Source organism: Larkinella bovis, assembly GCF_042655385.1.
Lineage (GTDB): Bacteria > Bacteroidota > Bacteroidia > Cytophagales > Spirosomataceae > Larkinella > Larkinella bovis.
In genome coordinates, this window is record NZ_JBHSMA010000001.1 from 1,396,341 (window position 1) to 1,410,457 (window position 14,117).

Annotated in this window: 8 protein-coding genes; 4 read left to right on the top strand and 4 right to left on the bottom strand. The window is 53.7% G+C overall.

The window, feature by feature from the left end; translation table 11 throughout:
- Positions 1–58: 58 nt before the first annotated feature.
- From ACFPMF_RS05875 to ACFPMF_RS05890, 4 genes are read right to left on the bottom strand one after another with little or no spacing between them, the layout of a single operon-like run.
- On the bottom strand, positions 59–2,272 hold the full coding sequence (locus ACFPMF_RS05875) for a ligand-binding sensor domain-containing protein (RefSeq protein ID WP_379842080.1): 2,214 nt from the start codon (positions 2,270–2,272) through the stop codon (positions 59–61).
- Positions 2,273–2,308: 36 nt separating this feature from the next.
- Positions 2,309–3,520 carry a sialidase family protein gene (locus ACFPMF_RS05880; protein ID WP_379842082.1) on the bottom strand — a complete coding sequence of 404 codons (1,212 nt, stop codon included), beginning with the start codon at positions 3,518–3,520 and terminating at the stop codon, positions 2,309–2,311.
- Positions 3,521–3,523: 3 nt separating this feature from the next.
- Positions 3,524–4,591, bottom strand: a complete 1,068-nt coding sequence (locus tag ACFPMF_RS05885; protein WP_379842084.1) for a polysaccharide deacetylase family protein — start codon at positions 4,589–4,591, stop codon at positions 3,524–3,526.
- 57 nt (positions 4,592–4,648) lie between these two features.
- Positions 4,649–6,901 (bottom strand): ligand-binding sensor domain-containing protein, encoded by a 2,253-nt coding sequence (locus ACFPMF_RS05890; protein ID WP_379842086.1) that lies wholly within the window; start codon positions 6,899–6,901, stop codon positions 4,649–4,651.
- A 159-nt stretch (positions 6,902–7,060) separates the two neighbouring features.
- Here ACFPMF_RS05890 and ACFPMF_RS05895 point away from each other — a divergent pair, with 159 nt between their 5' ends.
- From ACFPMF_RS05895 to ACFPMF_RS05910, 4 genes are all read left to right on the top strand, one after another.
- Entirely contained in the window at positions 7,061–8,455 is a 1,395-nt protein-coding gene (locus ACFPMF_RS05895; protein ID WP_379842088.1) for a purple acid phosphatase family protein, read from the top strand.
- Between the two features lie 181 nt (positions 8,456–8,636).
- Entirely contained in the window at positions 8,637–9,176 is a 540-nt protein-coding gene (locus ACFPMF_RS05900; protein WP_379842090.1) for an RNA polymerase sigma factor, read from the top strand.
- 181 nt (positions 9,177–9,357) lie between these two features.
- Positions 9,358–10,398 carry a FecR family protein gene (locus ACFPMF_RS05905; protein WP_379842092.1) on the top strand — a complete coding sequence of 347 codons (1,041 nt, stop codon included), beginning with the start codon at positions 9,358–9,360 and terminating at the stop codon, positions 10,396–10,398.
- Between the two features lie 122 nt (positions 10,399–10,520).
- Positions 10,521–14,117 (top strand): SusC/RagA family TonB-linked outer membrane protein, encoded by a 3,597-nt coding sequence (locus tag ACFPMF_RS05910; RefSeq protein WP_379842094.1) that lies wholly within the window; start codon positions 10,521–10,523, stop codon positions 14,115–14,117.

Here is a 14,117-nt window from a genome sequence, read left to right on the forward strand (position 1 = left end):
TACGCAGCAACTTCGCGTAACTCTTTTTTCTCCATCCGACGCTACACGTCAATTTTTATCATTTAACCGGTGCCGAGATCACTCCCAGGTAGCGCCCCATCCAGTAGGGAAGCAGCCAGATATCCCCGGCGCTGTGTTCGGCGTTTCCACCCCGCCCCTTGCGGTCCAGACTGAACATGTTCCCATTATGCCGCTGAATCGGTCGTTCGTCCGGGGGTAATACTTCCTTGGTGGTTTGCCGACGGAAGTTTTCCGGTAACCGTTCGATGTCTTTCCGGTGGCTGTTCTGAATGCCCCAGTTGATCAGATCCAGCGGATGTTCCTGCAGGTACCAGACCGCTTCTTTCAGGTCGAAATTCTTTACGCCGGTCAGGGCCGTAAAAATATTCCAGGCCCCTTCTTTCTCGGGGCGTTCGGCCTCCCAGTGATCCAGAATCTGTTTTTTGTAGGCCGCTTTCAGCGTATCGTTGAAGGCGTAGCGATACAGGCCCCAATAGCCGACGAAGTACATTTCATCATCGGAGTGATTCCAGCCATCCGACATGTGTTTGCTATGCTCATCCGCATCGGCAGGGGCCCGGCCAATCACTTCCATCGACCGCATCATGTTGGCGTAATACCCGTGTTTCGTCATCAGTTCAAACGCCTTCTTTTTGTATTTCTCCTTCTTAGTGAAGTGGTAGGCCGTTTGCAGCATGGCAATGATGTTCGACGAGTTCAGCTTGCGGTCGCCCACATTGGTTGGGAACGCATTGACGTATTCCGGATTCCAGCGGCCCCACTGCGTCGGTTTGCCATCAAAATCAATCAGATACCAGTCGTTTTTAACGATATGGCTCATCAGCGTATCGATCAGCGTAATGGCCCGGCTTTTCAAATTCTGATCCGGGATCAGTTCAGCCATCGCGCCAAAGGCGAAAATATGGCCGATCACCTCGTCGCTGCTGGTCGTTGATTTCCAGTCCCAATCCGGGTGTTTGGTATGCTGCCAGCGCTCCGGATCGGAAAGTTCCTTGATATGGCCGCTCCGCTCGAACGACCGGGCCGGAAAACCGGGCACCGACGTCACCGTATACAGCCGTTCCATTGCATCCAGCGACTCCCGGCAATTCTGCAGGGCTTCGGGATCTTTCGTCACTGCATACCGGAAAATTTCGCCCCCCAGATACATCGAGGTCCACAGGCCGTCGTTGTCCGAATCGTCCAGATAACCGGTCGCCAGATTCCCTTTCTCCATTCCTTCCAAAGAAGCATTGAAACCCACCCGAATGTGGCGGTTTCGCACCTGCTTATCAAAGAAAACCGCCTTTTCCTGCAGCGTCATTTGCTGGAAGCAGATCTGTCCCAAACCGGCTTTTGTCAGCACGAGCACCGAGTTTTTCGGTCCTTTCGAAATCTGAACGACCTCGTCACCGGGCAGCCACCGCTCACCGTTATAGTAGTCAAACTTACCGTCGGAACGCAGTGCAAAAGCCCCTTTGGTCGAGCCAAACCAGATTTTCCCGTCCACTTCCGCCACGGCGGTTAGTTCGGTCCACGGCAATTTCTTCCGAATGCTGCCGACTTGTTTTTTCGTGGCAATGTCAACTTCCAGATACCCGTCCGTTGTTCCCACAATCACTTTTTTGCCCTGAGCCGCCAGATCGAACGCCGTAAAATTGGCCCCGTCGAGTACTTTCGTCAGCTTCGGGCTGGCTACCGAAACCGTGGAAAGCGACTTTTTCCCCAAGACCCAGAATTGATTGGCACCGGCCTGATACCGGATTCCGATTACCTCGTCACCCGGCAACGTACCGCTCCAGAGGCTTTTGGAATCTTTCAGCAACGAGAGTGCCGAGCCATCGGACACCAGGAAGGTGAAGGCAGGTCCTCCGGCAAAAAACCGGGCGTTCGGCAACGCATGTTCGCAGAACAGCTTGCCCGCCCAGGCATTGCTGAAAACCACTTTGTCGGTGAGGTAAACCAACTGCTGATCATAAACCCCCAGAGCGGTCAATTTTTTATCCTTCGTAAACCGATAGCGGTTATCGGCTTTCAACGTGCCGGGATACAGAAACTGACCATCGTGGGGAACTAACAAATCGCCGTTGGCCGTAATGAGCTGGATGGCTTCGTTGCGGTCGGCAAAAACCGCCTGGAGGGTGCCGTTTGATTTGTCGGCGTAGTATTTTACACTATAATCCTGCCAGAACGGCTTGTCCTGATGGACGGACTGAGCGAACGATCGGCAAGACGTAAAAACAAGTAGAATGACGTAACAAAGTGTTCTCATAAATAATTGGGGATGTTAATAGGTACTCAAGCCCGGTTAGGGTTTAGGGGACTGCGTGCTGACCGACTGGGTCAGTTTTCCGGGATCGACCACAACGTGTTTGATCGATTTGGGTCCTTTGGACAGGTGGTGTGAATAGGTCAGGTGGAGCAGGCCGTCGGCGGTTTGAATCATCGAGGGATACGAAAAACCGCCTTCATTCTTTTGCCGGTCCTCGGTCCTGGTTTTCCACTTCCAGCTCTTGCCTTCGTCGTCGGATATATAAAGGCTCAGGCGATACCTCCCATCGTCGATGTCGTTGCCGAAAAAAGCCCATTTCCCGTCCCGAAGGCGGAGCAGTTCAACGCTGGCCGTATTCGGAATCTCCAGTTTAGCCGTCGCCGTCCAGCTTTCGCCGTTGTCGGTGGATTCGCTCCAGTGTACACGGTTCGGCTGGTCGCCACTGTCGCGCATATAGGCCACGATTGTTCCGTCGTTTCGGCGGGCCAGCGCCGGTTGAATCGGGCCGCGGCCCACAATCGGCAGACTCGGGCGCCAGCTTGTTCCGTCATCGTCGGAAATGGCTACCAGCGACATATTCAAACCGTCGGAATACAGGGGCAGCAAAATCCGGCCCGTGGGCAACAACAGCGGTTTGATGCGGGTCATCCAGCCGAAGCTGCGTTTTCGTACATCGCGGCTGGCTTCCCGAATCAGGTCGTCGTATTGAGGGGCGTATTCGGCCCAGCCCGACGGATTATCCGGCAGTTGTTTAAACCGGCTGGCCACTTCCTCCGCAAACCGGTCATCCGGTTTCAGCAGCATATTATCCTGCCAGTTCCAGACCGGCGCGCCGGGTTTGTCATAGTCGGTTGCCGTTTTAAACCGCAAAATGGAATGTTCCCAGCGGTTGGCCTGCACCGCAATCCAGACTAAAAACAGCTTGCCTTTTGCGTTCAGAAACAAAACCGGGTTGCAGTCGGGCAACCCGGGGGTATCGGCCATGACAAAGGGTTCACTCCAGGTGGTTTGCCCTTTGCGCTGCCGGGCGCCCATGATCCGGACATCGTCGGCCGTGCGTTCTCCGCTGCCCTGGAACCAGGCCGCCAGCAAATCGCCGTTGGGCAGGGCCACGAGCGTACTGCCGTGAACGTGCTCCGGCTGCGGTGAAAAAATCAGCTCTTGCCGGACAATGCCCCCGGAAGGCTGCGCCAGCAGGCGGCAGCCCGTGAGCAGCAATACTCCAATAATCCGAAAGAAGGTACGCATGGCTTATTTCACGGCTTTCCGGCGTTCCATCATCTCCCGCCAGGTGGTCAGTATAATGCCCTCCTTCTGGATAAAGGCTTTCAGATCGGGGTCCATCATCGACAACATATCGGCATACCGGGAGCCGCCCGAGCCACTAATGAATTTAAAAATTTCGTTCTGCTCGTTGCTGTGAATGATAATCATTGCCACGCCCGGTTTCATTTTCGTCAGGATTTCCTTGAACCGCTGGGTTTTGTATTTCGCCCAGGCTTCGGGGCTCGGATCGGAGGTATCCTTCGGTTTCCAGCCGCCCGTATCGGCGTAAAGATCGTCGAGCACCGGCAACCCGGCTTTCCAGATTTTTTCGCCAATGGCCGGTGCCTGCTTCAAGGATTCGGGAATCGGCAGGTTCATGCCTTCCTTCCATTTGCCTTCCGCTTTCAGTTTATCGATAACCGGCTGAATTTCGCTATCGACCAGCAGCGTGTTATTCCCGCCGGGAAACATGACCGGAATCCCGTATTCGGCCCCTACTTTGATATAGCGTTCGACAAAAGCCGGGGTCGCAAACAACGTTCCCATGTGCGAATCGAGGTGCGTCGGTTTCAAACCCATTTTCAGAGCCCGGTCGATCTGCGCCCGCATCTCCAGCTCCAGTTCGTCCGGGTTGCCATTTTTAACAACTTCGGCCACCGACGGCCAGAGTGCCCCTTCCTTGTCGATCAGGCTGGGCACCTGTTTGCTCCCCGCGAGTGGTGCCCAGCGGTAATCTTTCCATTCGGAGGTCAGCGTCAGGTGAATCCCGGCATCGATGTTCGGATTTTTCTGCAAAACATAATTTACAAAGCTGGCCGACCACGCACAGGGCATCATGATACTCGTGGAAGTCGCCACACCCTGCTCGATGGATTTGATCGTGCCCTGGTTGGCCGTCAGAAACATCCCGGCATCATCGACGTGGAAGATGACAATTTTCCTGCCCTTCGGATAGCCGAGTTGCTCGGCATAGGTGGTCTTCGGCTGGGCTTGCGTGGTATACATAAGCGCTGAAAACGTCAGCAGGAGCGAAAGAGTTTTTAGTTTTTTCATCAGGTAGTCAATTGGTTTCGCCGACGGGGCCATCCGCGAACGGGTTCTAGAGAAAACTCATTCAATCATTTTTAAATACCGCCCCATCCAGTACGGCAGCAGCCAGAAAACCGGCTCACGCTCGATGCCGGGATCGCCATTGATGGCCGCCCAGGGATTTTTGTCCCAGCGCACCACCGTTCGGATACTGGCCGGGGGCAATTCACTAACTTGTAACTCATCCAAAACCGGGTGGCGGGTCACGGTCACGTCTTCCCGCTTCGTGTGATCAACCACCCAGTTGACCAGATCGAGTGGCGTATCGACCAGGAAATCGACCGAGGCCACCAACCCGGTTTTCTGGTTTCGGGCGTAACAGTAAAAGAAATTGACCAGCGGATTCCGGTCCTCCCGGCGTCGTTCCATCCAGGCATCCATGTGTTGTTCGTAAAACGCCCGCAGTTTCGGGTCCTTCTCGCAACGGATCAGAATGGGATATACGTAGGCCTGCAGCATCACATCGAAATAGATGAACCAGGCCGGATTCTGCTTCGGGATGTTCGCCATGTTGTCGAGGTAGTGCTCCTGATCGATCAACCGCCGGTATTCGCTTTCGTATTTCGGTTGCCCGGTCATGTGGTAAGCCAGCTTCAGAAACGCCAGCATTTCCATCGAATTCTGGTTTTTGTCCGGTGCCCATTCCGGGTCCCGGTTCAACTGGTCCGGCGACCAAACCGCCCAGCGGGTCGGTTTCCCGTCCACATCGACGAAGTTGTACCGGTTTTTCATCAGGTAATCCACAATCCGGGCCACGTGCTGCCGCACGATTTTCTTTTCGGCTTCGTCGGCGACCAGTTCGTAATACAGGTAATACCCGATCATGTGGCCACACATTTCGTCGCTGCTCGTATCGCCTTTCCAGAGCCATTGGCCGTCCTTCGACTTTCGCCAGCGCACCTCAACCGGTTTGAACCGCGGTTCTTTCACCAGTTCATCGGCCAATTGACGATCGGTAAAGGTGCGATTTCCATCGTGCACCCCGGACCAGGTAGCCGGAACCAGGGTCCGGGCAAAAAAACCGTCGGTGCCGGTTACCTCCTGCAACAGTTTCAGAAACCGGAAGGCTTTGGCTGCTTTCGCTCGGGCATCCGGATTATGGGTTGCCGCGTACCGGAAGCATTCCATCGCCAGGTAGTTGCCGGTATATTCGCCATCGTTATCGTCATCGTCCGGTGCCCAGGTAGTCGTATCCCCGGGAGTACGCAGTTTACACTGCCCCGCAATCCAGGGCGCGCGGATGTGGCGCTCCATCAAAACCCGGTAGAAATAATCGTTTTTCCGGGCCAGAGTCATTGTCCGTCTGCGAATGGCACTGACACCCCGATCGGTTGCCACCCAGGCCGTTCCACCAGCATCGAACGCAATATCGTTCACCTTGTCGTCCAGCAACCAGCGCCGGCTGAACCGCAAGGAATGACGCCCATCGGGTTGGTAACGCACCACTCCGTTTTCGGTGCCCACCCACATCGAACGGTCGGGCGACCTCTCAACACAATACGTGTAGATGGACGGCATTCCGTTTTCGGGTTTCAAGGTTTTTTCCAGTTTTCCGTTTGCCAGAATACTTACACCACCCAGGCCCGTTGCCCAGAGGTTTCGCCTGGAATCAATGGCCAGCCCCCGGATATAGGCACTGATCAGTGTGCTGGTTTCGTGGAAATAGGCCGTAGTATCCCCGGTGCGGTGGTATAAGCCCACGTCCGAAGCCACCCAAAGACCGCCCCGTCCGTCGGAAAGGGCTTTCCGGATGGAACGCACGTTGGGAAACGGAACCGTTTTCCAGTCGGAACCGTCTTTCAGCCAGACGCCGTTTGGCCCCAGTGCGTAGACCCCTTCGGGCGCCAGACAGAGAGTCGAAATTGGGGGTTTAGGGCCATTTACCCGTTCGAGACGTTCGTTTTTGAAACGATAGAGGCCATTCCAGGTCCCCAGCCAAACCACCGAGTCGGCATCGGCCACCACATCAAAAGACGGCCCCTGGTCGGCTGGCGACAGGACACCCGTCCAAAGCCGTTCCTCCGGCTTTTTCCGGAACACCCCGGCAGCCGTAGCAACCCAAACAACATTGTGCTGATCAACGGCGATCCCTCGGACCTGATTTTCGGCGGGATTGGTACTGATCGGATAGCCTTCATGATATTCCTGCCAGAACGGTAGATCCTGATGCACGGTTTGCTCACCCGCTGCCTGATCCGATCGGTCACAGGACCAACCGGAAAAAGCCAGCAGGCAGCAACATACAAGCAGGTGGGTCAACCGAAAATCCTTCATTTACGAACGGTGTTCTTTTAGTATACTCAACGGAATCCATTCCGGGCTATCGGGCGGCAAAAGCAATTTTACGGTTTTGTTAAATTCCGCATTTCGTCCGGGACCGGATAGTCCATTTTGGGGTATTGCCAGTATTTTCGATGGTAATTACTCCTATTTATGAACGTTCGCCCCACCTTTCTCTCAGTTATTGCCGGTTTTCTGCTTTCCTGCGGAACCTCCCCATTTGTAGCCGCCCAGGTCCACAAAGACTATTTGCCGTCTGCGTATCCGGACCGGCTGACGCTCGGCTGGCAGGGTAATCCGGCTACGTCGCAGTCTGTCAACTGGCGGACCGATTCAACGGTGACCCGGGCCGTGGGCGCGATTGTGGAGGCCGAACCGTCCCCCGAACTGGACTCAAAAGCCACCCTGGTTGAAGGCACCACCGAGCGGGTGAAACTGGACGGCACGACAAAATTGTACCATACCGTCCAGTTCAAAAATCTGAAACCGGGTACCAAATACAATTACCGCGTGGGGAACGGCACGATCTGGACGGAATGGTTCCAGTTTACGACCGCCCACGACAGCGCGGTTCCGTTCTCCTTTATCTATTTCGGGGATGCGCAGAACGATATTCGTTCGCTCTGGTCGCGGGCCATCCGGGGGGCCTACTCCACCATGCCCAAATCCGCTTTCATGATTCATGCCGGCGACCTCATCACCACCTCCAACGCCGACTGGCAATGGGGCGAATGGTTCGAAGCGGGAGGCTGGATCAACGGCATGGTCCCGACGCTGGCAACCCCCGGCAATCACGAATATTTCAAGGACGACGACAACCAGCGGAAAGTGTCGCGGCACTGGCGGCCCTCGTTCGTGCTGCCCGAAAACGGTCCGGATCGGCTAAAAGAAACCGCCTATTATATGGATTACCAGGGCGTCCGATTTGTCTCCCTGGATTCGCAGGGCGCTCTGCTGGATTCCACGGTCCTGGATGCGCAGGCCGACTGGCTGGTCAAGGTGCTTTCCAACAACCCAAACCGCTGGACCATTGTTACGCATCACCACCCGATTTATTCGACCAAAAGTGGACGCGACAACGACGAATGGCGGGCAAAAATGGAGCCGATCTACAAGAAGTACAAAGTGGATCTCGTCCTGCAGGGGCACGATCACACCTACGGGCGCGGGTTGAACATGCCGTTGGGCAAAAGCCGTAAATTTCCGGATGGCCCGGTTTATGTCGTCTCCGTCAGTGGGCCGAAAATGTATGATATTGGCTTACAGGACTGGATGGATCGGGCGGCTTCCAACACCCAGTTGTACCAGATTATCTCCATCGATGGCGGCAAACTGTTGTACCAGTCCTATATGGTCACGGGCGACTTATACGATGCTTTTGAGCTGACCAAAACCGCCAAAGGGAAAAACCAGCTGACCGATCGGGTGCCTGCCCAGACCGCCGAGCGGCTCGATCTGCCCTCCGAATACCTCAAGCGCTTTAAACCCGAACAACTGGAAGAATACAACCGCCGGTACAAGATCTATAAAGCCAGAAAAACCCAGTGAAACTACCTAAAAAGCACATTGCGCAAAGTGAGGATAGATTTACGCATTTTGCGCAATGTTTATTTCCCGCAACAACCTATATTAGCTTTATAACCGCCCGATAACTCGCAGTCCATACCGAAGATAGAAATTACCAGTACCCATTACCCGTAATTTTAACGATTCCTAATCGCCCACTACAATGGATTGTCTTGATGAACGTATTCTCCGCAAAGTGATCGAGGGTGATCAGGCTGCGTTCGCGGAGTTGTACAAGTACTACCGGACACCGGCACTCAAGTTCTGCATAACGCTTCTGAAAGATGAAGAAGAAGCAGAAAATATGATTCACGAAGTATTCATTAAAATCTGGGACCGTCGATCCCAGATTAACCCGTCGCTTAACTTTACTTCCTATCTTTTCACCTGCCTGCGCAATCTGGCCTTCGACCATCTGAAAAAGATGGAAAAAAACAACCAGTTAAAGCAGGCGTATGTCGAACGAATGGCGGCCGCACGTGACGAAGAAGTCGAGGATAAAGAGATGAAATTTCAGCTCTTATATTCGGCCGTGAACCTCTTATCTGAAAAAAGAAAACAGATCCTTTTTCTGAATATTGAACAGGGAAAGTCCTACCAGGAAATTGCCGAAATGCTGATGATTTCGAAAAATACGGTTAAAAACCAGCTGGTTAAAGCCAAACAATTCCTGCGGGAAAAGGTCGATCTGGCCACTTTATAATTTGACCTGATTGTAGTCAGGGGAGTGAAAACAGGGTGAGGTTCGATCGACCAATCGAGCCTCACCCTGTTCTCGTTTAATCCCTACTAAAACTGGTTATTTTCAAAAAATATTTCGCTGTCCAATAGTCTTTTACAGCCGAGGGGCAGTATTATAAGCAACTTACCAAACTCCCACTGGAATGGTACGGTCCCGAGCCGAATATTTAATTAACAAGCTGATCAGCAATACACTATCCGAAACAGAATTGGAGGAATTGCTGGAGGGGATGGAAAAGGATGAGATGCTGCAACAGTATTCGTCAGTTCTTGAACAGTACTTTAATACCCTGATCGAACAGCATGATCAGGACACTCCGCAGCCGGAATGGCGCATTAACTCCGGCGACAGAATGGCCCCGGCCGTCCCAACCCGCCGGATTCAGTTCTTTTACGCCAATTATCGCGGCCTGGCGGCTTTTCTCGCGTTGTTGTTCGGGCTCGGTACGGCTTACTATTTTCTGAATAAGAACCAGCCAGACCGCCTGACGACTGCGGATCTTGCCGGGTATCATCCGGCTTCCGGCTCCGTTCCGGTTTTTGCCAACCAGGAAATGGTGCCGCGGGGCAAACGCAAAAATGTCCGGTTGAGCGACGGAAGTACTGTCAAGCTAAATTCGGACAGTAAAATCAGTTTCCCGAAAAATTTCGGAAAAACCGGCCGGGTCGTTTCGCTCAATGGCGAGGCTTTTTTTGACGTGCAGCGGGACGAATCGCGGCCGTTTGTTATCTCGGTAAATAGCGTAAAAATAAAAGTACTGGGAACGTCATTTAACGTCAAGGATTATAACGATGAACAGGAACTGGAAATAACGGTTCGATCGGGGCGGGTTAGTGTCAGTTTACTTTCCGGGCAATCGGCGCCGGTCGTGCTGACCAAAGACCAGAAATTAATCTTCAATAAAACCACGGAAACGTTTACGATTATCGGCGTTAATGCCGAGTCTGAAAGCAGCTGGATCACCGGCGCTTTGCAATTCAACAATACACCGCTTAATCAGGTGGAACATACACTGGAAAAATGGTATGATGTTGACATTATCGTCGAAGATCCCACCTTATACCAGGCCTCATTAACCGGTAAACACCTGAATGAAAACCTGGATTCCATGCTGGAATCCATCACCTATGCACTTGATGCTCAGTATGAGATCAAAGGCCGGACAATTATTCTGAGAAAATAACAGAATCTAAAAAAAACGATGATAACGATCAGCAACACCTCGTAAGTTGAATCGGAATGTAGTCTTTTAGCTACTTCCCGCCACTGTTTAACCGACCTAACAATTACTTAAATAAATTACGTATGAACTCGAACTCTATCTTTCGCCAACTGCTCAGGCACCTGCTTGTCATGGCTTTGCTTGCGGGGTATTGTGGCTCCGCAGCCTGGGCCGACCGACCAGAAATCGACCTGGAAAATGTCAAAGTAAACTTATCCCGCGAGGAGGGAAAAATCAGTGCGATTATTAGCAAGATCACCAAAGCAACCGGGTATGTTTTCCTGTATGAGGACAACCTGAAAAGCGATCTTGAAAAAAATGTCCGCATTGAAAATGCAACCAATTTACAGAATATCCTGGCCAGCATTTCACAACAGTCTACGCTGGAATTTAAAGCCGTTAACAAAAACATCGTTATCCGGAAAAAGAGTGGGGCTGCGATCGACCCAAACGACGTAAAGCAGGGCCGCAAGGTCAGCGGAAGAGTGACCTCGAACGTCGACGGATCCGCCCTGCCGGGCGTTAACGTCGTTCTGAAAGGCACTACGCTCGGGGCAAATACCGACGCGAACGGTCAGTATAGCGTCGAGGTTAGTGGCTCAAACCCAATTCTGGTTTTTTCCTACATCGGTTTTCTGACGCAGGAAGTAGCCGTGGGCAGCCGCAGCACCATCGACCTGGCCCTGACCGAAAGCGCCGAAACCCTGCAGGAAGCGGTGGTCACGGCCTTAGGGATCAAGCGGGAAAAACGCTCGCTGGGTTATGCCGTGTCTGATGTCAAAGGCGATGCCATCACGGCAGTAGCCCAGGAGAACGTCATGAACTCCCTGGCCGCCCGCGTACCGGGGGTTGCCATCAACCAGACCAGTGGAGCCGGTTCGTCGATCAGCGTGGTGATTCGGGGTGCCAAATCCCTCACCGGCGATAACCAGCCGCTGTTCGTCATCGACGGGGTTCCGGTTGCCAACAGCCTGAACAACCTCCGGTCAATGGGGGATCGGAACAACGTTGACTACGGGAACGCCATTTCCGATTTGAACCCGGAAGATATCGAAAGCATCTCGGTGCTGAAAGGCCCCAGTGCAGCTGCGCTCTACGGTTCACGGGCCGGTAATGGGGTTATTCTGGTAACCACAAAAAAAGGAGTAAAAGGCAAAGGCCTGGGCATTACCTTCTCCACCAGCAACGTGTTCGAGCGGCCCACCAAGTACCTGGATTTCCACTACAAATACGCCAACGGTGACCGTAACAACCGGCTCGACGAAAGTTCGGCCTACTGGGGCGGTCCGGCTCTGGACGCGGGCAACACCGCCGTGCAGTGGAACAGCCCGGTAGGACCCGACGGCAAAAAGATTGCCACTCCGCTCCTGTCGTACAAGGACAACATGAAGAACTTCCTGGAAACCGGGATTACGTCGACCAACAACCTGGCGCTGGCGGGTTCGGGAGAGAAAGCCACCTACCGGATCTCGTTCAACAACATGACCAACAAAGGGCTCATTCCGAATTCCGATCTGAACCGGAACTCGCTGGCTTCGGCGGTAATGTTCGATATCAACAAAAACTTCAAGTTGAGCACCAACCTGAATTTCGTTCGCTCGAATTCCGACAACCGCCCGTCGACCAACAACCGGGGCGCGAACCCGCTGGAGGCCGTTTACCTGTATCCGCACGTGGATGTTCGGGAGTTGAAAAACTACTGGATTCCGGGAAGCGAAGGGATTCAGCAACTGACTCCGTCGACGAACGGTGATAACCCGTACTTCCTGGCCTACGCCCTCACCAACGGTTTTAAGCGGGACCGCATTTTCGGAAACGTCAAACTGGACTGGACCATCACGCCCGAGCTGACGGCCTACGTCCGGGGCGCACTCGACAACTTTGTTGAAAAACGCGAAACCAAAATTCCCTGGAGCTACTCACGGGGTAAAAACGGTGGGTACTACCTGCAGGACATTGCCCGTACGGAAACCAACGTGGACGCTATGATTACGTACCGCAAGAAAATCAATGATTTCGACTGGAGCATTTCCGGGGGCGGTAACGTGATGAACCAAAACTACCAGGATTCGTACATGGGTGGAGCCCAGCTGACGATTCCGAACCTGTACCGGATCTCCAACGTGCCGAATACGGCCATATCGGTCAGCAACTTCGCGTCTCAAAAAGCGATTTACAGCTTGATGGGAACCGCCAACCTGGGTTACAAAGACCAGCTTTACCTGGATCTGACCGCCCGGAACGACTGGTCAAGTACCCTGCCGGCCGCAAACCGTTCGTACTTCTACCCCTCAGCATCGCTGAGCTGGCTGGCCAATTACACGTTCAACCTGCCGCAGGAAATCTCCCTGCTGAAACTTCGCGCCAACTGGGCCCAGGTGGGTAACGATACCGATCCGTACCGGCTGGTGCCGGCGCTGGGAACCGGCACCTGGGGTAGCCTGATCACCACCAACTACCCCGGAACCCTGTTGAACCCGCAATTGAAACCGGAAATTCAAACCTCAACCGAATTTGGGGTTGAGCTGAACCTGTTCAACAACCGGGTACGGTTTGACGGAACCTACTACAACGCAGAAAACCGCAACCAGATTCTGTCAGTTACGACTCCGAACTCTTCCGGTTATAGCAGCAAGCTGATCAACGCCGGGGCGCTGGTGAGCAAAGGCTGGGAAGTCATGATTGGTGGAACGCCGATCAAAGACGATAACGGCTGGACCCTCGACCTGAACGCCAACTTTACCCGCAACCGGACCACGATTAAAGAACTGGCCCCGGGTATCGACTTCTACCAACTGTGGGACGACAATAACGGGGGAGCGTTCTCCTTCGTGGGCGAAGAGCTTGGCAACCTGTATAGCCGCGGTTTTGCTACCGTTCAGGATCCGAACTCTCCCTATTACCGCTGGCCCATCCTGAGCCAGAACGGCGAATGGATTGCCAAAAACAACCGCGAAGACCGCGTGAAAGTGGGGAACTTCAACCCCCGGTTTGTAATGGGTATGCAGGCTTCGCTTTCCTACAAACGCTTTACGCTGAATGCCAGCTTCGACTGGCGGAGTGGTGGTAACTTCCAGTCGTATACGTATCGCTACGGCGAGTCTGACTGGCGGTCACAACGGCAATTGGACAACCTGATTCCGGGTGGAAATTACTCCGCTGCGGAGCTGGCCGCCCTGCTGAAATCAGATCCGGCAAAATACATCATTCCGGAAAACGGAAACTTCCCCCGCGTTGGCGGCCACACGAAGGAAACGGGTGGTATGGGCTTCGATTCCAACGGCGATGGTGTGCTGGAATACGACGGCGGTTTTATCCCGGGTGTAATTCAGAACGCCGATGGTTCGTACACCGAACACCTGGGCGGCCCCGGCACGATGGTTTACCCGATCACCGACACCTATCCGTGGAGCTACAACCAGCAGATTACCTTCGACGCGTCGTTTGTTAAACTGCGGGAACTCTCTATCGGCTACAGCGTCCCCAAACTGTTTGGTCTGCGCAACGCCAACATCTCCCTCTATACGCGGAACATCATCTTGTGGACAGCCGCTAAAATCGGCATCGACCCCGAGCGCGCCTTCCAGGCCGACGGTGGACGGTTCCGTCAGGGAATCGAGTTGCAGAACGTAATGCCCTGGACGGTTCCGGTCGGCTTTAAACTAGGTTTCAGCCTGTAA